Below are 22,536 nucleotides of genomic sequence, written 5' to 3'. Positions count from 1 at the left end.
GGCAGCTACAAGCTATAAGCTTCAAGCGGCAAGCTACACTGCGTCATGAGTGCCAAACCGCTTTTTCTTGCAGCTTGTAGCTTATAGCTAGCAACTTTGCAGCATGTAGCTAAAAGCTCGTAACTGAAAAGCCCTGTCTCAGCAGGGCTTTTTTGTTAATCCTGGGTTAACTTAGCGAGCTAACGATACCGTTCATTTGCTCCACCAAAGGCCCGGTGCAGACCTTTCCGTCGGCACAAGAGAGCCCATTAGCCTGAGTCGATCTGCGCGAACCCACCGCTGACTTTCCGGCGGCAGATTGCTCGACCCCATAACCTCCAAAAATATGCGGGCGTGCCCATGATTACCCTGAAACTCAATGGCCAAGACCATTCACTCGATGTCACCGAAGACATGCCGCTGTTGTGGGCGATTCGTGATATCGCCGGTTACAACGGCACCAAATTCGGTTGCGGCATGGGCCTGTGCGGCGCTTGCACCATTCATATCGATGGTTTGCCGGCGCGCAGTTGCATCACGCCGATCGGCTCGGTAGTCGGCCAGAACGTCACTACTATCGACAACCTGCACGCCGACCCTGTCGGGCAAGTCGTCCAGCAAGCCTGGCTCGACAGCGCCGTGGCCCAGTGCGGTTTTTGTCAGGGCGGGCAGATCATGTCGGCCACCGCTTTGCTCAAGACCAATCCCGACCCGAGCGACGAGCAGATCGAAGAAGCCATGGTCGGCAACATTTGCCGCTGCGGCACCTATAACCGGATCAAAACCGCGATCCGCCAGGCTTCCACCCACCTGAAGGAGGCCAAGGCATGAGTCGCCTGCCGAATGATTTCGCCCTGAGCAATCTCAGTCGCCGTGGCTTCCTTAAAGGCGCAACCGCCACCGGTGCATTGGTGCTGGCGGCGAGTTGGGGTTGGCAGGATGCGTTGGCCGAAGACAAGCCTAAGCAGTTCGGTGCCGATGGCATGCCCAATGGCTGGATCGACGATCCGAAGGTCTACATCAGCATCGCCACCGACGGCACGGTGACTGTTGTGTGCAACCGTTCCGAGATGGGCCAGGGCGTACGCACCAGTCTGACCATGGTTGTCGCCGACGAACTGGAGGCTGATTGGGCGCACGTCAAAGTGCAGCAGGCGCCTGGCGATGAAGTGCGTTTCGGCAATCAGGACACCGACGGTTCGCGCAGCATGCGTCACTGGTACGAGCCGATGCGCCGTTGCGGCGCGGCAGCCCGTACGATGCTTGAGCAAGCGGCGGCAGCGCAATGGAAGGTGCCGGTGGGCGAATGCCATGCGCAATTGCATAAAGTCATTCACAAGCCGTCCGGGCGTGAGCTGGGTTATGGCGAGCTCGCCGCTGCAGCCAGTGCGTTGGCGGTACCGGCGCGCGACAGTCTGCGCCTCAAGCAGCCGTCGGAATTTCGCTATATCGGCAAGGAAGGCACCAAAGCCATCGACGGTGACGACATCGTCAAAGGCCGCGCGGTATACGGCGCCGACGTGCATTTCGACGGCATGCTGTACGCGACCATCGCCCGTCCGGCGGTGTACGGCGGCAAGGTCAAATCGCTGGATGACAGCGCGGCGCTGAAAGTGCCTGGCGTGATAAAAGTCATGCAGATCGAAGGCCGTCCACTGCCTTCGGAGTTTCAACCGTTGGGCGGGGTGGCCGTGGTTGCCAGCAACACCTGGGCGGCAATCAAGGGTCGCGAGGCGCTGAAGATCGAATGGGACGATGGCCCGAACGCCAGTTACGACTCGATCGCTTATCGCAAGGAACTGGAAGCCGCGTCGCTGAAGCCCGGCAAAGTGGTGCGCAACACCGGCGATATCGACAAGGCGCTGAGCAGTGCTGCCAGCAGCCTGGAAGCTTCTTATTATTTGCCGCATCTGGCGCAGGCACCGATGGAGCCGATGGTGGCCATCGCCCGTTTCAACAACGGCGTTTGCGAGGCATGGGCGCCGAGCCAGGCACCGCAGGTGACGCGTGAACGCATCGCTGAGCGCCTGGGGCTGCCATTCGATAACGTCACAGTCAATGTGACGCTGCTGGGTGGCGGTTTCGGGCGCAAGTCGAAACCGGACTTCGTCATTGAAGCGGCGATCCTCGCCAAGGAGTTTCCTGGCAAGGCCGTGCGGGTGCAGTGGACGCGCGAGGACGACGTGCACAACTCGTATTTCCATACCGTGTCCGCCGAATACCTGAAGGCGGGCGTGGGCAAGGACGGCATGCCGTCCGGCTGGTTGCATCGCACCGTGGCGCCGAGCATCACCGCGCTGTTTGCGCCGGGCATGAACCACGAAGCCGCGTTCGAACTGGGCATGGGCTTCACCAACATGGCCTACGCCATTCCCAATGTGCGTCTGGAAAACCCGGAAGCGAGGGTACACACACGGGTCGGCTGGTATCGCTCGGTGTCGAACATTCCTCATGGTTTCGCGATCCAGAGTTTCGTCGATGAACTGGCGCACAAGGCCGGTGTGGATCCGCTCAAATATCAGATCAAGCTGCTTGGCCCGGACCGGCAGATCGATCCTCGTACCTTGAGCGAAGAGTGGAACTACGGCGAATCCCCTGAGCGTTATCCGATCGATACCGGCCGTATGCGCGCCGTGCTGGAAACCGCGGCCAAGGCAGCCGGTTGGGGTCGTCAACTGCCAAAGGGTCGTGGCCTGGGGCTGGCGGTGCATTACAGCTTCGTCACTTACGTGGCGGCGGTGATTGAAGTCGAGGTCAAGGACGATGGCACGCTGATCGTGCACAAGGCCGACATCGCCGTGGATTGCGGGCCGCAGATCAATCCTGAACGTATTCGCTCGCAGTTCGAGGGCGCTTGCGTGATGGGCCTGGGTAACGCCGTGCTGGGTGAAATCAGCTTCAAGGACGGCAAGGTTCAGCAGGACAATTTCCATATGTACGAAGTGGCGCGCATGTCGCTGGCGCCGAAGGAAGTTGCCGTGCACCTGGTCACGCCACCGGGCGATGTGCCGTTGGGCGGCGTCGGTGAGCCGGGCGTACCGCCGATTGCGCCGGCACTGTGCAATGCGATCTTCGCCGCTACCGGCAAACGCATCCGCAACCTGCCGGTGCGTTATCAGTTGCAGGGCTGGCAGAAGGCACAAACCTGATGGACAGCGTGGATCTGAATGTCCTGCGCAGCGTGCTTGAATGGCGCCGCGCCGGTCAGCGGGTGGTGCTGTTCAGTGTGGTGCAGACCTGGGGCACGGCGCCGCGGTCGCCCGGCGCCATGCTCGCCTTGCGCGAGGACGGCGTGGTAATTGGCTCGGTGTCCGGCGGCTGTGTCGAGGATGACTTGATTGCCCGGCTGCACGACGGGCGCATTGCCACCGACGGGCCACCGGTGCAACTGATCACCTATGGCGTCACGCGTGAAGAGGCGGCGCGGTTCGGCTTGCCGTGTGGCGGCACGTTGCGCCTGACAGAAGAGCGGGTCGGCGACCCGGGGTGGGTCGCCGAACTGCTTGCGCGATGTGAAGCCCACGAGATCGTTGCCCGTGAGTTGAACATTGAAACGGGTGAAGTGGTGTTGACGCCCGCGAGCAAATCCGACGCGCTGGAGTTCGATGGCAAAACCCTGCGCGCGATTTACGGCCCGCGCTGGCGTCTGCTGTTGATCGGCGCCGGTCAGTTGTCGCGGTATGTGGCGGACATGGCGCGACTGCTGGATTTCGAGGTGCTGATCTGCGATCCGCGCACCGAGTTCGTCTACGGCTGGGAAGAACAGCATGGTCGTTTCGTTCCGGGTATGCCGGATGATGCGGTGCTGAACATCCAGACCGACGAGCGCACGGCGATTGTCGCGCTGACCCACGATCCGCGGCTGGACGACATGGCGTTGCTCACTGCGCTCGATTCGCCGGCCTTTTATGTCGGCGCACTGGGTTCACGGGTCAACAGTCAGAAACGCCGGGAGAATCTCGCTCAGCTAGGCTTGTCAGTCGACGCGATCAAGCGTTTGCATGGGCCGATCGGTCTGCACATCGGCAGTCACTCGCCGGCGGAAATTGCCTTGTCCTTGCTCGCGGAGATCGTGGCGATCAAGAACGGGGTCGAGTTGAAACAGAAAAAGCCAGTGGAGGGCGCATGAGTCACTCCGTCGCAGTGATCGTGTTGGCAGCAGGCGAGGGCAGCCGCTTTCGCCAGGTGGCGGGCGCGGACAAGGACAAGTTGCTGGCCGATTGTACCGGTCGCGACGGCGCCGTGCGTTCGGTGATCGAGCACGTGCTGGTGAACCTGCCGGCCAGTCTCGACAAGCGCGTGCTGGTGACGACTGAAGCGCGACCGCAGGCGATGCGCATGGCGCAGGCTTATGGCTGTGATGTGGTCTTGATCGAGTCGACCGGCATGGGCGACAGCATTGCCGCAGGCGTGGCGGCGTGTCCGGATGTTGATGGCTGGCTGATCGTGCTGGGAGATATGCCGTTTATCTTGCCGTCGAGTATCGAGCGGGTGATGGCGGCGATGGCGGACGATGCGGTGAGTGTGCCGGTGCAGGATGGCGAGTTTGGGCATCCTGTGGGGTTTGGGCGTTCGTTTGGCTCGGGGTTGCTGGCGTTGAGCGGTGATCGCGGAGCCAGGCCTTTGTTCAAGCAGGGAAGGGTGGTGGAAGTGTTGGTGGATGATCCAGGGGTGTTGTGGGATATCGACGTTCCTGAAGCTCTGGTATTTAAGTAACAGCAAAGTCAAAAGATCGCAGCCTTCGGCAGCTCCTACAGGGGGATCGCATCCCTGATATTGATCGTACCCACGCTCCACCTGGGAACGATCATGTAAATGCGATCCCCTGTAGGAGCTGCCGAAGGCTGCGATCTTTGATCTTCCAAACCGCATAAAAAAGCCCCGCCTGATTGCTCAGGCGGGGCTTTTTAGTGGCTTACGGAATCAGACGAGTGGTTTAGGCTCGTGTTCTTTTTCCTGGGCCTCTTCGTGTTGCTGTGCCGCGTCCTGAACGGAGCGTGGCGCTTCAGCGATTACCGATTCAACGGTAGCTTCTTCGGCAGTCGGGGCAGGAGCTGCCTCAATCACTTCAGCAACCACTGGCTCGGCAACAACCGGAGCAGAAGCTGCTGCCAGCTCGGCTTCCTTCGCCAGACGCTCTTCTTCACGCTTGCGACGACGCACTTCACGCGGGTCGTTCGGCGCGCGGCCGCTTGGCGTCAGCGCGCTGACCGGTGCAGTTTCAACCACTGGGGCTGGTGCTTCGGCAACCACTGGAGCCTCGACGACTGGCGCTTCAACGATTGGCGCTGGAGCCGGTTCGGCAACCTTGGCTTCTTCAACCACTGGTGCTTCGTATGCAGGCGCTGGTGTTTCAGCGGCGGCAGGCTCAGCTACCCAGTTGAATGCAGTCTGCTCTTCGCGAACTTCACGCACGGTTTCGGTCACGGTTTCAGCGACGGTTTCGACAACCGGCTCTGCAGCGACGACTGGCGCCTCGACGACTGGTGCAGGTTCGGCGGCAGGTTCAGCAAAAGCTTCAAACTGAGCCTTGGTTTCGCGAACCGGTGCTACTTCAACTTCCGGAGCTGCTGTCACTTCCACTGGAGTGGTGGCTTCAACAACCGGTGCTTCTACTGGAGCAGTTTCCAGAGTAGCGGCGGTGGCACGTTCGGCTTGCTCGTGAGCTTGTGCTTCAGCCGGAGCGCTGATCACGCTGCTGGCAACGGCGGTAGTCACGGCCAGGCCAGCGGCCAGATCGGCAGTGCTTGGGCCTTCAGCGTTTTCGTCGGACTCGGACTCTTCCGAACCTTCGATCACGTTGCCATTGGCATCACGCTGACGCTCACGACGGTTGCTGCGACGACGCTGACCGCGGGAGCGACGACGTGGGCGATCGCCTTCGGCGCTCTCCGAACCGTCTTCCGGCAGTTGCTCTTCGTTGCTGATGACTTCTTCTTCATCGGCAACGGCAGCAGCGGCCTGCTCGGCGCGCGGTTGACGTTCTTCACGCGGTGGACGCGGTGCGCGCTCTTCACGTGGCTGGCGGGCCGGACGCTCTTCAGCGGTCACGGCAGCGGCTGCGGCTACAGCTGGAGCGGCATCCAGTGGCTCGCGCAGTTCACGAACACGTTCTTCACGCTCGCCACGTGGCTTGCGATCTTCACGTGGAGCGCGTGGTGCACGCTCTTCACGCGGGGCGCGTGGTGCGCGTTCTTCGCGGGCGGCTGGCGCTTCGGTGCGGGCTTCACGAGGCTCGCGAACTTCACGGGCTTCACGAGGCTGACGCTCTTCACGCGGCTCACGTGGGGCGCGCTCTTCACGCGGTGCACGTTCTTCGCGCGGCTTGCGTTCTTCATCGCGGCGACCGTTACGGTTGCGGCTCTGCTGACGACCGTTGCGGCGCTCTTCGTTACGGGCCGGGCGTTCGGTGGCCGGTTTTTCAACCACCACCGGAGCGGCTGGCTCTTCCTTGGTAGCGAACAGGCTGACCAGCGACTTCACCAGACCTTTGAACAGGCTTGGTTCTGGTATGGCAGCTGGAGCAGGCGCTGGTGCGGCAGGTGCTGCAACTTCGGTCGGAACCGGAGCGTTGGCGCGAGCCGGAGCAGTCTTGACCGCGGCTTCCTGGCGAACCAGGGTGCGGGTCGCAGCGGCTGGCTGGACTTCTTCGACTTCGGCAGCGGCTGCAGCGATTTCGTAGCTGGACTGGTTGGTCGCGGCTTCCGGGCTGTCATCACGCAGACGCTGAACTTCGAAGTGCGGGGTTTCGAGGTGATCGTTCGGCAGAATGATGATGCGGGCACGGGTGCGCAGTTCGATCTTGGTGATCGAGTTACGTTTTTCGTTGAGCAGGAACGCAGCAACCGGGATCGGCACCTGGGCGCGGACTTCGGCGGTGCGGTCTTTCAGTGCTTCTTCTTCGATCAGGCGCAGGATCGCCAGCGACAGCGATTCAACGTCGCGGATGATGCCGGTGCCGTTGCAACGCGGGCAAACGATGCCGCTGCTTTCGCCCAGCGATGGACGCAGGCGCTGACGGGACATTTCCAGCAGGCCGAAGCGCGAGATACGGCCGATCTGCACGCGAGCGCGGTCGGCTTCCAGGCATTCGCGGACTTTCTCTTCCACGGCGCGCTGGTTCTTGGCAGGGGTCATGTCGATGAAGTCGATGACGATCAGGCCGCCGATGTCGCGCAGGCGCAACTGACGGGCGATTTCTTCAGCCGCTTCAAGGTTGGTCTGCAGGGCGGTTTCTTCGATGTCGCTGCCTTTGGTGGCACGGGCCGAGTTGATGTCGATGGACACCAGGGCTTCGGTCGGATCGATAACGATGGAGCCGCCGGAAGGCAGTTCGACGACGCGCTGGAAAGCGGTCTCGATCTGGCTTTCGATCTGGAAGCGGTTGAACAGCGGAACGCTGTCTTCGTACAGCTTGATCTTGCTGGCGTACTGCGGCATCACCTGGCGGATGAAGGTCAGGGCTTCGTCCTGGGCTTCAACGCTGTCGATCAGCACTTCGCCGATGTCCTGGCGCAAGTAATCGCGGATAGCGCGGATGATCACGTTGCTTTCCTGGTAGATCAGGAATGGCGCGGCGCGATCCAGCGAGGCTTCTTTGATGGCGGTCCAGAGTTGCAGCAGGTAATCGAGGTCCCACTGCATTTCTTCGCTGCTGCGGCCAAGGCCTGCAGTGCGCACGATCAGACCCATGTCGGCTGGAGCAACCAGACCGTTCAGCGCTTCACGCAGTTCGTTGCGCTCTTCGCCTTCGATGCGACGGGAGATACCGCCGGCACGCGGGTTGTTCGGCATCAGTACGAGGTAACGACCGGCCAGGCTGATGAAGGTGGTCAGGGCTGCGCCCTTGTTGCCACGTTCTTCTTTCTCGACCTGAACGATGACTTCCTGGCCTTCGCTCAGGACGTCCTTGATGTTGACGCGGCCTTCAGGGGCTTTCTTGAAGTATTCGCGGGAGATTTCTTTGAGGGGCAGGAAGCCGTGGCGCTCAGAGCCGAAGTCGACAAAGGCAGCCTCAAGGCTTGGTTCGATGCGAGTGATCTTGCCTTTATAGATATTGGCTTTTTTCTGCTCGCGTGCACCGGATTCGATGTCCAGGTCGTAGAGGCGTTGACCATCTACCAGTGCAACACGCAACTCTTCGGGTTGAGTTGCGTTAATCAGCATTCTTTTCATGTAGTACCGTCGGTTTCCGGGCTGCCGGAAACGGCGTTCGGCACACACGACTTCTCACGGTCGGTGTCAGGTGCGTCGGGAGTGGTTGGCCATTCCCGTGTCTAGCGATTGCGACCAATTGGGCCGAGACCGCGACGTACGCGTCCTGCTTGCTGTGGCTACTTAAGCACTCAGTCAGGAGGAGGAATCAACCAGCGGCTGTGGACGAGATGAAGCGTCTTGATAAAGCCTAATGCTACACAGTCCAGCGGTTGTGCATCTCCACCCTACACGTATCCCTGATAATTCGGGTGCTGCCGCGCGCAGAATCCGCAACGGGTTGGCATTTACCGTGAGCTCCGAAAGGGGAGGTCACGCATCATGGCTAATTTAGGCGTTGTTTCCGAAGCCTTCGCTCGGGGTCATTCACAGCTGACTGCACTTTGTGAACTGGCCTTGAATGTTTGCCTGCCAGGCGAGTAAAAACTCTGCTCGGCGGTGTGATTCAGGCCTTATGTCACCTGCGCTTGTTACAACTGCAAACTCCACCGTTACGTAGCGAAAGCCCCGTAGGACGGCCTCGCGTCCTGGTGAATTGCGTTGGTCAGGGCCGGTTTTTGACCGTGGTGCCGCTGTCCAGGCCGCTTTTGGCGGCGTTCGCGACTATAGCAGCAATGATTAAGTGCTTCAAATCCATAAAAATTGTTATCATCCGCGCCATGACAACTACTGCCCCTTCGACTCCAGGCGTTCAACTGCTTGAAGTCTCGCCGGAGTATGCCGGCCAACGAATCGACAATTTTCTCCTCGCCCGGCTCAAAGGTGTGCCCAAGACTTTGATTTACCGCATTTTGCGCAAAGGCGAAGTGCGTGTGAACAAAGGTCGGATCAAGCCCGAATACAAGCTGCAGGCCGGTGATATCGTGCGCGTGCCGCCCGTTCGCGTGCCTGAGCGTGACGAACCGGTGCCTCTGGCCCAGGGCCTGTTGCAGCGCCTGGAAGCCTCGATTGTCTTCGAAGACAAAGCCCTGATCGTGATCAACAAGCCTGCGGGCATTGCGGTTCACGGTGGCAGCGGCTTGAACTTCGGTGTGATCGAAGCCTTTCGTCAGTTGCGTCCGGATACCAAAGAGCTGGAACTGGTTCACCGTCTCGACCGCGACACTTCCGGCCTGCTGATGATTGCCAAGAAGCGCAGCATGCTCCGTCATTTGCACGAGCAGTTACGCGGCGATGGCATCGACAAGCGCTACATGGCGCTGGTGCGCGGCAACTGGGCGACCTCGATCAAGAAAGTCAGCGCACCATTGCTCAAGAGCAACTTGCGTTCCGGCGAGCGCATGGTTGAAGTCAATGAAGAAGGCAAAGAGGCCCTGACCCTGTTCAAGGTGCTGCGCCGCTTTGGCGACTTCGCGACCATGGTCGAAGCCAAGCCTGTGACCGGTCGCACCCACCAGATTCGCGTTCACACCCTGCATGCCGGGCATTGCATTGCTGGTGACAGCAAGTATGGCGACGAGGGTTTCACCAAGGAAATCCGCGATCTGGGCGGCAAGCGCCTGTTCCTGCATGCTTACATGCTGACCGTGCCGCTGCCGGATGGCGACAAGCTGACCCTGCAGGCGCCGGTCGATGAAATGTGGGCCAAGACCGTGGAGCGATTGAGTGCGCCCATCTGATTACAAACTGCTGATTTTCGATTGGGACGGCACGCTGGCCGATTCCATTCATCGGATCGTCGAGGCCATGCATTCGGCGTCCGGGCGCTCCGGTTTCCAATTGCGTGATGATTTTGCCGTCAAAGGCATCATCGGTCTTGGCTTGCCCGAGGCGATCCGCACCTTGTATCCCGAAATCAGCGACGCCGAAATGACCTTGTTTCGTGAGTATTACGCTGATCACTACATTGCGGCAGAGGCTGTGCCTTCGCCGCTGTTTGAGGGGGTCGTCGAATCAATGGCGTCCTTTCGTGAGCAGGGTTATCACCTCGCTGTTGCGACCGGCAAGAATCGGCGCGGACTGGATCGGGTGCTCAAGGCCAATGGCTGGGAAGAGTATTTCGACATTACCCGCGCGGCCGATGAAACTGCGAGCAAGCCGCACCCTCTGATGCTGGAGCAGATACTTGCTCATTGCGGTGTGCGTGCCGAACAGGCGCTGATGGTCGGGGATTCGTCCTTCGATCTGCTGATGGCGCGTAACGCGGGGATGGATTCGGTAGCTGTCAGTTATGGCGCGCAATCGATCGAATCGTTGCAACAGTTCGAGCCGCGTCTGTCGATCGACCGTTTTTCCGAATTGCATGCCTGGCTGGCACAGCAGGCTTAATACGTTTTTGCTGGGGTGGATGGCATGACCGACGAATGGAAAGCACCGGCCAAGGCAAGTGCCGACGACGGTGACGAGAAGAGCTGGAAGCTGCTGGAAAAGACCCTTCTGGCGGGTGTGCAGGAACAACGTCGTTCGCGGCGTTGGGGGATTTTCTTCAAGCTGCTGACATTTGTTTACCTGTTTGTCGCGCTGATTCTGTTCACGCCGCTGATGGACATGGAAAAAAGCGCGACTCGCGGCGAGAACTACACCGCGCTGATCGACATCACCGGCGTGATCGCCGACAAAGAACCGGCCAGTGCCGACAACATTGTCGGCAGCCTGCGCGCTGCGTTCGAGGACAAGAAGGTCAAGGGTGTCATCCTGCGGATCAACAGTCCGGGCGGTAGTCCTGTGCAGTCCGGTTATGTGTATGACGAGATCAAGCGTCTGCGTGGCTTGCACCCCGAGATCAAGCTGTATGCGGTGATTTCCGATCTCGGCGCGTCTGGTGCGTATTACATCGCCAGTGCTGCGGATCAGATCTATGCCGACAAGGCGAGTCTGGTGGGCTCCATTGGTGTAACGGCGGCCGGTTACGGCTTTGTCGGCACCATGGAGAAGCTGGGAGTCGAGCGTCGCACGTACACGTCTGGCGAGCACAAATCGTTCCTTGATCCGTTCCAGCCGCAGAAGCCTGAAGAAACGGCGTTCTGGCAAAGTGTGCTGGACACCACGCACAAGCAGTTCATCAACAGCGTCAAGCAGGGCCGTGGCGATCGCCTGAAGGACAAAGAGCATCCGGAACTGTTCTCCGGGCTGGTCTGGTCTGGCGAGCAGGCGCTGCCGCTGGGCTTGATCGATGGTCTGGGCAGTGCCAGTTCGGTTGCGCGTGATGTGGTCGGCGAGAAAGAGTTGGTGGACTTCACCGTCCAGGAGTCGCCGTTTGACCGCTTCTCGAAGAAACTTGGCGCCAGTGTGGCCGAGCAGTTGGCGATGTGGATGGGCTTCCACGGGCCATCGTTGCGTTAATTGGTTGTAGCGATCAAAAGATCGCAGTCTGCGGCAGCGCCTGCAGGTTCGATGTTCATTCGCATTATTTGCGATGACGCGAACCCTGTAAGAGCTGCCGCTGGCTGCGATTTTTTGCTTTAAGGAATCTGTACGCCTTCAAGTAGCAGCATGTCGATCAGGCGAATCAGTGGCAGGCCGATCAGGCTGGTAGCGTCAGGGCCTTCGGTGGACTGGAACAGGCTCACGCCCAGACCTTCAGCCTTGAAGCTGCCCGCGCAGTCGTAAGGCTGCTCGATGTGCAAGTAACGCTCGACCCGTGCCTGATCGAGCTGGCGCATGTGCACGGTGAACGGTACGCAGTCGACCTGGCATTGCCCTGTCTGGCTATTGAGCAGCGCAAGGCCGGTGAGAAAAGTCACGCTGGCGCCGCTGGCGGCCATCAGTTGCTCGCGGGCCTTGTCGAAGGTGTGCGGCTTGCCGATGATCCGGTCGCCGAGTACGGCCACCTGGTCGGAGCCAATAATCAGATGAGCGGGGTGGCTGTCGGCCAGTGCTCGGGCCTTTTGTTCGGCAAGACGTTTGACCAGCTCGATTGCCGGTTCGCCGGGACGGTGGCTTTCATCGATATCTGGCGAGCTGCAGACGAATGGCAGGTGGAGGCGGGAGAGCAATTCCCGGCGATAAGTCGAGCTTGAAGCAAGTAATAAAGGCAGCATTTGCGTCTCCTGAGGCAGATGTGAATTCTAGCGGAGGCACGCAAGTGACGGACAGGGCACAATTTCCTTTGACATGGGTGGGGGCATCCCTATAATGCTGCGCCTATGTTGAATGACCCGATTCCACCTCACGTTGACCCGCGCAAATTGGCTGATCGTGGCACCACCATCCAGGGTGAGCTGCTACTGGCCGATTTGAAGAGACTCTGCGACCCGCTTTCCGACACTGTCGGTACGGTGCAGGCGAAATTCGTTTTTGAACGAGATGAACGTAAATCTGTGGTAATCCACAGCTTTATCGACACCGAGGTCAAAATGGTTTGCCAGCGTTGTCTTGAGCTGGTCACCCTGCCGATCCACAGCGAATGCAGTTACGCTGTGGTTAAGGAGGGTGCGAATACCCAGTCGTTACCGAAAGGTTATGACGTGCTGGAACTGGGCGAAGATCCATTGGATCTGCAGTCACTGGTCGAGGAGGAGCTTTTGCTTGCCTTGCCTATCGTGCCTGCTCATCATCCGGAAGAATGCCAGCAGCCGGCGGGGTCAGATGAGCCCGAACCGAGCGAGGACGAGGTAACGCGGTCCAACCCGTTCAGTGTATTGGCGCAGTTAAAGCGTGACCCAAACGTTTAGGAGTTAATCAATTATGGCTGTTCAGCAGAACAAAAAATCCCGCTCTGCCCGTGACATGCGTCGTTCGCACGACGCCCTGACGGCGAGCACTCTGTCTGTAGAAAAAACCACTGGTGAAATTCACCTGCGCCACCACGTATCGCCAGAAGGCGTATACCGTGGCCGTAAAGTGATCGACAAGGGCGCTGACGAGTAATCACTTGTCTGCTCAAGTCATCGCGATTGACGCAATGGGCGGGGACTTCGGTCCCCGCAGCATTGTTCAGGCCAGCCTTGCTTGCCTGTCTGCTACACCCTCGCTGCACCTGACCCTCGTCGGTCAACCCTCCCTTCTTGAAGAATTGATCAATGGCCAATCGGCTGCCGATCGCGCGCGCCTGACGATTGTTGCGGCCAGCGAAGTCATCACCATGGACGAAAAACCGACTCAGGCCCTGCGTGGCAAGCCGGACTCGTCGATGCGTGTTGCCCTTGAACTGGTGCGTGATGGCAAGGCTCAAGCCTGTGTCAGTGCCGGCAACACCGGAGCGTTGATGGCGCTGTCGCGCTATGTGCTGAAGACCTTGCCGGGTATCGATCGTCCCGCGATGGTTGCCGCCATTCCGACGCAGAAAGGTTATTGCCAGTTGCTTGATCTTGGCGCCAACGTCGATTGCAGTGCGGAGCATCTGTTGCAGTTTGCGGTGATGGGTTCGGTGGCGGCGCAGACGCTGGGTATTGCTCGCCCTCGGGTGGCGTTGCTGAACATCGGCACCGAAGACATCAAGGGCAATCAACAGGTCAAGTTGGCGGCAACGCTGTTGCAGGCGGCCAGAGGCATTAACTACATCGGTTTTGTCGAAGGTGACGGCCTGTATCGCGGTGAGGCGGATGTGGTGGTGTGCGACGGGTTTGTCGGCAACATTCTGCTCAAGTCCAGTGAAGGCCTGGCCACGATGATTGCTGCGCGCATTGAGGCGCTGTTCAAAAAGAACATGGCTTCGCGCGCAATCGGTGCCTTGGCGCTGCCATTGATGAAACGCTTGCAGGCAGATCTGGCACCGGCGCGACACAATGGCGCAAGCTTCCTTGGCTTGCAGGGCATTGTGGTGAAAAGCCACGGTTCGGCGGGAGTTCAGGGCTTTCAGAGTGCGATTCAGCGTGCGCTGATCGAGATTCAGGAGAACCTGCCCGAGCGCCTTCATGGGCGTCTGGAGGATTTGTTGTCTTAGGCGTTTTCGTCGGACAATGCTTAAATGTGACCGCCCGGTTCAAAGGGCCATCCAACTGTCAGTTTCTTGCGTCCCCCAGTGGGGCGTCATTTTCCGACGACAAGATCATTAGGGGCTTGTTACATGTCTGCTTCCCTCGCATTCGTCTTTCCAGGACAAGGTTCGCAGTCCCTCGGCATGCTGGCCGAGCTGGGCGCGCAACATCCATTGATCCTCGAAACTTTCCAAGAAGCCTCCGCTGCTCTGGGCTATGACCTGTGGGCACTGACCCAGCAGGGGCCGGAAGAGCTGCTTAATCAAACCGACAAAACCCAGCCGGCCATTCTGACCGCATCGATCGCCTTGTGGCGTCTGTGGCTGGCTGAAGGTGGTGCGCGTCCGGCATTTGTTGCCGGTCACAGCCTGGGTGAGTACAGCGCGCTGGTGGCTGCCGGCAGCCTGAGTCTGGCTGATGCGGTAAAGCTCGTTGAGCGCCGTGGCCAGCTGATGCAGGAAGCGGTTCCGGCCGGGCAGGGCGGCATGGCTGCCATTCTGGGTCTGGAAGACGCTGACGTGCTGGCGGCCTGTGCTGAAGCGGCACAGGGCGAAGTGGTCAGCGCCGTCAACTTCAACTCCCCGGGTCAGGTTGTAGTGGCCGGTGCCAAGGCTGCCGTCGAGCGCGCCATTGAGGGCTGCAAGGCGCGTGGCGCCAAGCGTGCCCTGCCGCTGCCGGTGAGCGTGCCGTCGCACTGCGAGCTGATGCGTCCGGCTGCCGAGCGCTTTGCCGAGTCCATTGCCGCCATTAACTGGCAGGCGCCGCAGATCCCGGTGGTACAGAACGTCAGCGCACAAGTGCCGGCCGATCTGGAAACCCTCAAGCGTGATCTGCTCGAACAACTCTACAAGCCAGTACGCTGGGTCGAGTCCGTACAGACACTGGCCGCCAAGGGCGCGACCAATCTGGTCGAATGTGGTCCGGGCAAAGTACTGGCTGGTCTGAACAAACGTTGCGCCGAAGGCGTTTCGACTTCCAACCTCAATACCCCAGACGCCTTCGCTGCCGCTCGTGCAGCGCAGGCCTGAATCAGGAGAAACTTGCATGAGTCTGCAAGGTAAAGTTGCACTGGTCACCGGTGCAAGCCGCGGTATCGGCCAGGCTATCGCACTGGAACTGGGCCGTCAGGGCGCCATCGTTGTGGGTACCGCAACCTCCGCCAAGGGTGCCGAGGCGATTGCCGCCACGCTCAAAGAGCACGGCATTCAGGGTACCGGTCTGGAACTCAACGTCACCAGCGACGAATCCGTCAGCAAAGTGATCGCGACCATTCAGGAGCAGTTCGGTGCACCGGCGATTTTGGTCAATAATGCCGGCATCACCCGCGATAACCTGATGATGCGCATGAAAGATGACGAATGGTACGACGTGATCGATACCAACCTGAACAGTCTGTATCGCCTGTCCAAGGGCGTTCTGCGCGGCATGACCAAAGCCCGTTGGGGTCGAATTATCAGTATTGGCTCGGTGGTGGGTGCCATGGGCAACGCAGGCCAAGTAAACTATGCAGCCGCCAAGGCCGGTCTGGAAGGTTTCAGCCGTGCAATGGCGCGTGAAGTCGGTTCGCGTTCGATTACGGTCAACTCGGTAACCCCAGGGTTTATCGACACCGATATGACCCGCGAACTGCCTGAAGCACAGCGTGAAGCCTTGCAGACGCAGATTCCGCTGGGTCGTCTGGGACAAGCTCAAGAGATCGCGTCTGTGGTCGCTTTTCTTGCATCCGACGGTGCGGCATACGTTACTGGGGCTACAATCCCGGTGAACGGTGGGATGTACATGTAAGTAAAATGTGACGGATTGCTTCAAAAAAATGTCATACGAGCTGTCTAAAATCCGTTATAAAGCTGCAATCTATTTATAGGCAGAGGGCTGCAGGGTTTGAGGAGTGAAGCTTTCAGTTGAAAAACTGAAAAGTCTTTCTATACACTTACCCACTGGCCAGCTGCCTGAATTTGTCCATTAGGAGTGAAAACAAGGTATGAGCACCATCGAAGAGCGCGTCAAGAAAATCGTTGCCGAGCAACTGGGTGTTAAAGAAGAAGAAGTGGTTAACACCGCTTCCTTCGTAGAAGACCTGGGTGCCGACTCCCTTGACACCGTTGAGCTGGTGATGGCTCTGGAAGAGGAATTCGAGACCGAAATCCCTGACGAAGAAGCTGAGAAGATCACTACTGTACAAGCTGCAATCGATTACGTTACAAACCACCAGGCTTAATAGCTTGTAATCGTTGCTTGCTGTCATGGAAAAACCGCACTGCCATCACGGCGTGCGGTTTTTTCTTTAGGCCTGATGCAAAGTCGTCATTTGAAAAAGGAGAGTGCTGTGTCGCGTAGACGCGTCGTAGTCACCGGTATGGGTATGTTGTCGCCACTGGGCACGGATGTGCCAAGCAGTTGGCAGGGCATTCTGGCTGGCCGCAGTGGCATTGGTCTGATCGAACACACCGACCTTTCTGCCTATTCCACCCGCTTTGGCGGCTCGGTAAAGGGCTTCAATGTCGAGGAATACCTGTCGGTCAAGGAAGCGCGCAAGCTCGACCTGTTCATTCAGTACGGTCTCGCGGCTGGCTTTCAAGCCGTACGCAACGCTGGCCTGGAAGTCACTGACGCCAACCGCGAGCGCATTGGCGTGGCCATGGGTTCGGGCATCGGCGGTCTGACCAATATCGAAGAAACCAGCCGTACTTTGCATGAGACGGGCCCGCGTCGAATCTCGCCATTCTTCGTGCCAGGCTCGATCATCAATATGATTTCCGGTTTCCTGTCCATCCATCTGGGCGCACAGGGGCCTAACTACGCCATTGCTACAGCGTGTACCACCGGTACGCACTGCATCGGCATGGCGGCGCGCAACATCATGTACGACGAAGCCGACGTGATGATTGCCGGCGGTGCCGAAATGGCCGCATGCGGTCTGGGCATGGGCGGCTTCGGCGCGTCCCGTGCGCTGTCGACCCGCAACGACGAGCCAACTCGCGCCAGCCGTCCCTGGGACAAGGGGCGTGACGGTTTCGTACTGTCCGACGGTGCCGGTGCACTGGTGCTTGAAGAACTCGAACACGCCAAGGCGCGCGGCGCGACCATCTACGCCGAGCTGATCGGTTTCGGCACCAGTGGCGATGCGTTCCACATGACTTCGCCACCTGCCGACGGCGCGGGTGCAGCTCGCTGCATCACCAACGCCTTGCGCGACGCGAAGATCAACGCCGATCAAGTGCAATACATCAATGCCCACGGTACCTCGACCCCGGCCGGCGACCTTGCCGAGGCCAACGCGATCAGGTCGGTGTTCGGTGAGCACGCCTATAAACTGGCGGTCAGCTCCACCAAGTCCATGACGGGCCACCTGCTGGGTGCGGCCGGAGCGGTCGAGGCGATCTTCAGCATCCTGGCAATCAACAGCCAGGTGGCGCCGCCAACCATCAACCTTGATGAGCCGGACGAAGGCTGTGATCTCGATTTCGTGCCGCACACCGCGCGCAACATGGACATCGATGTCGTGCTGTCGAACTCCTTCGGCTTTGGCGGCACCAACGGTACCTTGGCGTTCCGTCGGTTCGCAGGTTGATGGACAGCTGGGTCGACGGTCAACCGGCTGACACTCTGTCGCTGAAAGACCGCGGCCTGGCTTACGGCGATGGTCTGTTCGAGACCATTGCCGTGCGTGACGGCCAGCCAGTATTGCTTGATCGACACATGACGCGGCTGGCCGATGGCTGCTCGCGTCTGGCTATCGCTGCCGATATCGAAATGATTCGCCACGAACTGCTGAGCTACGCTGCCGCGATGGACGAGGGTGTGCTTAAACTCATCCTCACCCGTGGCGACGGTTTGCGCGGTTACGCGCCTGACCCTGCGGCGCCGGGTCGACGCATTCTGCAAGGCAATCCGCCGGCGGCTTATCCTGCTGCGCATGCCGAACATGGCATCCGCCTGTTTCCGTGCAATACGCGTCTGTCCAGGCAGCCATTGCTTGCCGGACTCAAACACCTCAATCGACTGGAACAAGTACTCGCCCGCGCCGAATGGCAAGACAGCGAGCACGCTGAGGGCTTGATGCTCGATCAGGCCGGTCGAGTGATCGAAGGGGTGTTCAGCAATGTGTTTCTGGTGCGCGATGGTGTGTTGATCACGCCCGATCTGAAACGCTGCGGTGTCGCCGGTGTGATGCGCGCGGAAATATTGTTTCAGGCCGAGTCATTGGCCATCCCCACCCAAACCGTTGATATCGGCCTGGAACAGCTGCAATGGGCCGATGAAGTGTTTGTCTGCAACAGCGTATATGGCGTCTGGCCGGTACGCGCCTACGCTGCACTGAGCTGGCCGGTTGGCCCGCTCACCCGTAAACTGCAAGCCATTGCCCGCGCCCTACTGGATGCCTGATTTGTGAGACGTAAATTATTGCTGCTGCTGGAAACCGGACTGGTTCTGGCGGGGCTGCTGTTGGGCGCCAGCGCCTGGAAGATCCACTCCGCGCTGGAACAGCCCCTGAACATCACGCAGGAAGAACTGCTGGATGTGCCGAAAGGCTCTACACCGACCCGTACCTTCCTTGGACTCGAAAGCGATGGCGTCATCAAAGACGCTTTCTGGCTACGGGTCTATTGGCGTTTCAATCTTGCTGGCACGCCGATCCACACTGGCGAATACCGCATGCAGCCCGGGATGACCGTCAACGGTCTGATCGATTCGTGGAAGCGTGGCGACGTGGTTCAGTACAGCCTGACGCTGGTTGAGGGCTGGAATTTCCACCAAGTGCGTGCTGCGCTGGCGAAAGATGCAAAAATCGAACAGACCATCAATGGTTTGAGCGACAGCGACGTGATGGCGAAGATTGGCCACAAAGGTCTGTTCCCGGAAGGCCGTTTCTTCCCCGATACCTATCGCTTCGTGCGCGGCGTGTCCGATACCGAGCTGCTGAAAAAGGCTTTTGAGCGTCTCGACGAAGTGCTGGCCAAAGAGTGGGAAAAACGCGCTGCCGATGCGCCGTACAAAGAACCCTATCAAGCGCTGATCATGGCGTCCCTGGTCGAGAAGGAAACCGGTGTACCGCAGGAGCGCGGCGAGATTGCCGGGGTTTTTGTGCGCCGGATGGCGCTGGGCATGCAGCTGCAGACCGATCCGACAGTGATCTATGGTTTGGGCGATCGCTACACCGGCAAGTTGACCCGCGCTCACCTCAAGGAGCCGACGCCGTATAACACTTACGTGATTCCCGGCTTGCCGCCGACGCCGATTGCGATGGTCGGGCGTGAAGCCATTCACGCGGCGCTGAACCCGGTGGGAGGCACCAGCCTCTACTTTGTTGCCCGTGGCGACGGTAGCCATGTGTTCTCTGACGATCTCGATGCGCATAACAATGCGGTGCGTGAATTTCAGCTCAAGCGCCGTGCCGATTACCGCTCCAGCCCGGCGCCGGCAACTACGCCGGAAGCGGCACCGGCCGCCGAGGAGTCGATTCCTGCGGCATCGCCTAATACTGCGCCCGAGTCGCTGCCGCAGGTTCCGACTGAGGAATCCGCGCCGACTCCTGACGCCGACGCACCACAAAACACGCAATGACTTTTATTAAGGACTGCCTGTGACTGGCTTGTTTATCACCCTGGAAGGCCCGGAAGGCGCCGGCAAGAGCACCAATCGCGAATACCTCGCCGAGCGTTTGCGCGCCGCCGGTGTCGAGGTCGTGCTGACCCGCGAGCCCGGCGGTACGCCACTGGCAGAGCGGATTCGCGATGTGCTGCTGGCCCCGGCCGACGAAGTCATGAACCCGGATACCGAACTGCTGCTGGTGTTCGCCGCGCGTGCTCAGCATCTGGCCGAGGTGATTCGCCCGGCACTGGCCCGCGGTGCGGTGGTGCTGTGTGATCGCTTCACCGAAACGCTAGTTTCTCTTTTGTTGGTAGGTAAACTTCTTTCGTTTTACCGTTCCAAGCACCTGAAAAACCGCTTTGACGCTTGAGAGCCCGTGAAGCTTGGGTCTCCAGCCGATGACTTGAGTTCTTCTGTCGTATTTATAGCATTCACTAGATCTAAAACGTAAACAAGCCCCTTTTCCAATTATTTTTCAGCCTTTTGTAAACCCAATCGTCCTCGCAACCCCGGTCACTCCCCTCCTGAAGGCGTCACCAAGTCCAAAACCCTCGTAATTACTGGGTTTCAGGGTTTACGTTTTCGCATTTTTACCACCGTGTTGCATCCATTACCTGTTTCCAAAGCTCATATCTTGCAGCGAACAGGGGCATTGGATAATGAAGTCATGGTTGGGCTCATACCCTTAGAATTCTGCTCGGGAACACCGCCTAATCACCTGACCATCCCGAATGCATTTCCCTCTCGATCCAGGGCAAGACAGCCATAGCGATCAAAGCAAGCAAATCGATAAAAGCATTCAGAGCGATCCATGAAGAGTAATAGCGCTTTGCGACCATGTTTATAGTGCTGTTACCATGGATGTGATCCAATTTATATAGCCTGTAATTATATACAGTGGTCTGCTGGGCTGGTTCAAAGCGCGATCTAGCAATGGCATTCACTTCACAATGGAAATCTCTTCGAGCTCCGATAAATTGATACGGAAAAATCATTGGGTCTCGAAGACGGCCGTGGAAATTGTATGGATAGCAAGCTGAACGTCGATGCGACGAAGCTTTTCGAGGCGCTCCAATATCAGTTGCTTGTCGCGGTTGATCATTGTTTTGAGCTTGAGAAAGATGAGTGCGTTTGGTTGGAGGTGTATGGGGATGTGACTGTCCCCGGCAAGGCCCAGGTTGAAGTAAAGTTTTATACCGGTGACCTCACTGATGGGCATTCGAATTTCTGGAACACCCTAAAAAACTGGATGAACGAAAAGTTCGACCACACGGCGTACAAGACGTTAGTCTTGCTGACCACCCAGGAGTTTGGTAATCAAGCCACTCTGGCCGGCTGGAACACTCGGACAGTGGCGGACAAAGTATCCGCGATGGAAGCGATTCTCCAGGGCACAGAAGAGCGATTCGCCGCTTCAAAAAAGACCAGCATTCCTGCTTCTCTGAAACTTCAGCGCCTTGTTATGGATTCTGCGCGCCGGGGGGATCTGATCCAGATTCTCGAAAAGGTTGTGATAACCACCAATGCGGAAACGTTGGTAGGGCGTCTGCATCGATTCAAAAAGAACCAATTGACGGCTATCCGCACTGACAAGCAGCAACAGTTCATTGATGAGTTGTTGGGGTTCATGAGCAGTACTGAGCTTGTGGCGAACGGATGGAAAATAACCCGGTTGATGTTTGACGACAAATTCAGCGAGCTCAATGCTCGGCACATGAAGTTTTCAAATAAATTTCCGGAAGTCGACACCAACTACCTGAAACGAACTATCAATGTTTCCGACCTTATGGGGCATGCGTTTGTTAAGAAAATTCAGGAAGTAGGTGGGGACGATTATATCAAGAAGGCGGCTTTGCATAAATTAATAGCCGAGCAGACGATTTCTGAGCTGCTAGGTGAGTGTCGACTTCAGAAGCCAGATATAGCCCGTTACCAAAGCAATCAACTGAACAGTCACCTGAGTCACCGGGCCCAGCAAATGATCGAGGTTCGTAAGGTTAGCGAACCGGATGAACTGAGGCTTGAGTCGCTGAAGTTTTACCATGCAAGGCATGCCTTGGAAGCCGAACAGCTCTGTAGCTTTGAAAATACGACACTTGAGTTTCGTAACGGTGTTTATCATCTGCTGGCGGAGATCCAGCCAGAAGACAAGGATGACGAGTTTCATTGGAGGCTGTGGAAATGACAACGGGTGCTGCTGATCATATTTACACATTGCACCGTACGCCATTTGCCATGGCTCCCTTGCTGCATGCATTTCACGACGAAGCTGAGGTAAAAGAAAACGGCATACTACTCAGCTATCTGATTTTGCCCTTATTGCTCTATCCGCCCATGCAGGCTTTTTTAAAAGGAGCGAACAAAAGAAGCACGTTGAGAACGATGTGCGATGATCATCGCCGCCTTATTGGCTTGGATGTTCGTGTTCAGGAGTTCAAGTCCCTCACCAATTCTGCGTTGCAAATATTACTGACTGAGAAAAGGGTTGCGATGGGAGAGGGCATGGCATTGACCTCTATTAGTCAGATCCACGAAAAGAGCGCACGTGCTGATCTTTTGAAGATGAGCAAGAAGCTGGCGGCTATTTTTGCTGATATCGAAGTTGTTTCCATTTACAGGACGTTGGGGCTGAAGTCGCTATGAAGTGCTTCGTAAAGTATATTGGCATCATTGATAATCAAGACAAGGTTCACTATGTCCCGTTTTATCCGGGACTTAATGTGATTACCGGGAAGTCATCTACCGGTAAGAGTGCAATTTTAGAGATGGCGGTTGCAGGAGCTGAGTGCAACACGGTTATTGAATTGAAGCCGGAGCATCATGCCGCATTGCCATGGAGTTTTGCATGACCTCTCCCATCACCTCGATGGGGCATTTGAAGTCGAAGCGCTTG

At 58.2% G+C, this 22,536-nt stretch carries 20 protein-coding genes and 1 pseudogene; 19 read left to right on the top strand and 2 right to left on the bottom strand.

Annotated features, from left to right (window positions below):
- Positions 1 to 339: 339 nt before the first annotated feature.
- From JJD74_RS22725 to JJD74_RS22710, 4 genes are read left to right on the top strand one after another with little or no spacing between them, the layout of a single operon-like run.
- Positions 340 to 810 (top strand): (2Fe-2S)-binding protein, encoded by a 471-nt coding sequence (locus tag JJD74_RS22725; protein ID WP_042560445.1) that lies wholly within the window; start codon positions 340 to 342, stop codon positions 808 to 810.
- Positions 807 to 3,128: a xanthine dehydrogenase family protein molybdopterin-binding subunit gene (locus JJD74_RS22720; protein WP_200616878.1), complete on the top strand. Its 2,322-nt coding sequence runs from the start codon at positions 807 to 809 to the stop codon at positions 3,126 to 3,128. Before JJD74_RS22725 ends, JJD74_RS22720 begins: the two co-directional genes overlap by 4 nt.
- A complete protein-coding gene (locus JJD74_RS22715; protein WP_200616877.1) occupies positions 3,128 to 4,108 on the top strand; it encodes an XdhC family protein in 981 nt (326 codons plus the stop codon). Before JJD74_RS22720 ends, JJD74_RS22715 begins: the two co-directional genes overlap by 1 nt.
- Entirely contained in the window at positions 4,105 to 4,695 is a 591-nt protein-coding gene (locus tag JJD74_RS22710; RefSeq protein ID WP_200616876.1) for a nucleotidyltransferase family protein, read from the top strand. The genes JJD74_RS22715 and JJD74_RS22710 overlap by 4 nt, the downstream gene beginning before the upstream one ends.
- A 207-nt stretch (positions 4,696 to 4,902) precedes the next feature.
- Here the strand turns inward: JJD74_RS22710 and rne are convergent, their stop codons facing one another.
- Positions 4,903 to 8,154 carry a ribonuclease E gene (gene rne / locus JJD74_RS22705; protein WP_200616875.1) on the bottom strand — a complete coding sequence of 1,084 codons (3,252 nt, stop codon included), beginning with the start codon at positions 8,152 to 8,154 and terminating at the stop codon, positions 4,903 to 4,905.
- Between the two features lie 698 nt (positions 8,155 to 8,852).
- On the opposite strand from rne, the gene rluC reads away from it, so the two are divergent.
- The 3 genes from rluC to sppA are packed head-to-tail and all read left to right on the top strand — an operon-like array spanning position 8,853 to position 11,475.
- The gene (gene rluC, locus JJD74_RS22700) at positions 8,853 to 9,812 is read left to right on the top strand and encodes a 23S rRNA pseudouridine(955/2504/2580) synthase RluC (protein ID WP_047302596.1); all 960 of its coding nucleotides are present in this window, start codon (positions 8,853 to 8,855) and stop codon (positions 9,810 to 9,812) included.
- A complete protein-coding gene (locus JJD74_RS22695) occupies positions 9,799 to 10,461 on the top strand; it encodes an HAD-IA family hydrolase (protein WP_115146227.1) in 663 nt (220 codons plus the stop codon). Before rluC ends, JJD74_RS22695 begins: the two co-directional genes overlap by 14 nt.
- A gap of 24 nt (positions 10,462 to 10,485) precedes the next feature.
- Positions 10,486 to 11,475, top strand: a complete 990-nt coding sequence (gene sppA / locus JJD74_RS22690) for a signal peptide peptidase SppA (RefSeq protein ID WP_115146228.1) — start codon at positions 10,486 to 10,488, stop codon at positions 11,473 to 11,475.
- A gap of 119 nt (positions 11,476 to 11,594) precedes the next feature.
- On the opposite strand, the gene JJD74_RS22685 is transcribed toward sppA, so the two are convergent.
- The gene (locus JJD74_RS22685; protein ID WP_042560437.1) at positions 11,595 to 12,173 is read right to left on the bottom strand and encodes a Maf family protein; all 579 of its coding nucleotides are present in this window, start codon (positions 12,171 to 12,173) and stop codon (positions 11,595 to 11,597) included.
- Between the two features lie 105 nt (positions 12,174 to 12,278).
- On the opposite strand from JJD74_RS22685, the gene JJD74_RS22680 reads away from it, so the two are divergent.
- The 12 genes and pseudogenes from JJD74_RS22680 to JJD74_RS22625 all read left to right on the top strand — a co-directional run bounded on the left by JJD74_RS22680 (position 12,279) and on the right by JJD74_RS22625 (position 22,286).
- Positions 12,279 to 12,806, top strand: coding sequence for a YceD family protein (locus JJD74_RS22680; RefSeq protein WP_042560436.1), 528 nt, complete (start codon positions 12,279 to 12,281; stop codon positions 12,804 to 12,806).
- A 13-nt stretch (positions 12,807 to 12,819) separates the two neighbouring features.
- Entirely contained in the window at positions 12,820 to 13,002 is a 183-nt protein-coding gene (gene rpmF, locus JJD74_RS22675) for a 50S ribosomal protein L32 (RefSeq protein WP_008152339.1), read from the top strand.
- Positions 13,003 to 13,006: 4 nt separating this feature from the next.
- Positions 13,007 to 14,017, top strand: coding sequence for a phosphate acyltransferase PlsX (plsX, locus tag JJD74_RS22670; RefSeq protein ID WP_080896053.1), 1,011 nt, complete (start codon positions 13,007 to 13,009; stop codon positions 14,015 to 14,017).
- A gap of 123 nt (positions 14,018 to 14,140) precedes the next feature.
- Positions 14,141 to 15,079 carry an ACP S-malonyltransferase gene (fabD, locus tag JJD74_RS22665; RefSeq protein WP_042560434.1) on the top strand — a complete coding sequence of 313 codons (939 nt, stop codon included), beginning with the start codon at positions 14,141 to 14,143 and terminating at the stop codon, positions 15,077 to 15,079.
- A gap of 16 nt (positions 15,080 to 15,095) precedes the next feature.
- Positions 15,096 to 15,836, top strand: a complete 741-nt coding sequence (fabG, locus tag JJD74_RS22660) for a 3-oxoacyl-ACP reductase FabG (RefSeq protein ID WP_042560433.1) — start codon at positions 15,096 to 15,098, stop codon at positions 15,834 to 15,836.
- 196 nt (positions 15,837 to 16,032) lie between these two features.
- Entirely contained in the window at positions 16,033 to 16,269 is a 237-nt protein-coding gene (gene acpP / locus JJD74_RS22655; RefSeq protein WP_003442511.1) for an acyl carrier protein, read from the top strand.
- Positions 16,270 to 16,377: 108 nt separating this feature from the next.
- Entirely contained in the window at positions 16,378 to 17,622 is a 1,245-nt protein-coding gene (gene fabF / locus JJD74_RS22650; protein WP_042560432.1) for a beta-ketoacyl-ACP synthase II, read from the top strand.
- Entirely contained in the window at positions 17,622 to 18,437 is an 816-nt protein-coding gene (pabC, locus tag JJD74_RS22645) for an aminodeoxychorismate lyase (protein WP_042560431.1), read from the top strand. The genes fabF and pabC overlap by 1 nt, the downstream gene beginning before the upstream one ends.
- A 3-nt stretch (positions 18,438 to 18,440) precedes the next feature.
- Positions 18,441 to 19,616 carry an endolytic transglycosylase MltG gene (gene mltG / locus JJD74_RS22640; protein WP_200616874.1) on the top strand — a complete coding sequence of 392 codons (1,176 nt, stop codon included), beginning with the start codon at positions 18,441 to 18,443 and terminating at the stop codon, positions 19,614 to 19,616.
- A 19-nt stretch (positions 19,617 to 19,635) separates the two neighbouring features.
- A pseudogene (gene tmk, locus JJD74_RS22635) lies at positions 19,636 to 19,932 on the top strand (dTMP kinase); the annotation flags it as partial.
- Between the two features lie 735 nt (positions 19,933 to 20,667).
- Positions 20,668 to 21,828, top strand: coding sequence for a hypothetical protein (locus JJD74_RS22630; RefSeq protein ID WP_200616873.1), 1,161 nt, complete (start codon positions 20,668 to 20,670; stop codon positions 21,826 to 21,828).
- Positions 21,825 to 22,286 (top strand): three component ABC system middle component, encoded by a 462-nt coding sequence (locus tag JJD74_RS22625; protein ID WP_200616872.1) that lies wholly within the window; start codon positions 21,825 to 21,827, stop codon positions 22,284 to 22,286. Before JJD74_RS22630 ends, JJD74_RS22625 begins: the two co-directional genes overlap by 4 nt.
- Positions 22,287 to 22,536 lie beyond the last annotated feature (250 nt).

The organism is Pseudomonas sp. MF6776 (genome assembly GCF_016613125.1).
Taxonomy (GTDB): domain Bacteria; phylum Pseudomonadota; class Gammaproteobacteria; order Pseudomonadales; family Pseudomonadaceae; genus Aquipseudomonas; species Aquipseudomonas iridis.
The sequence above is the reverse complement of the archived record's forward strand: the minus strand, read 5'-3'. Positions and strand labels throughout refer to the sequence as shown.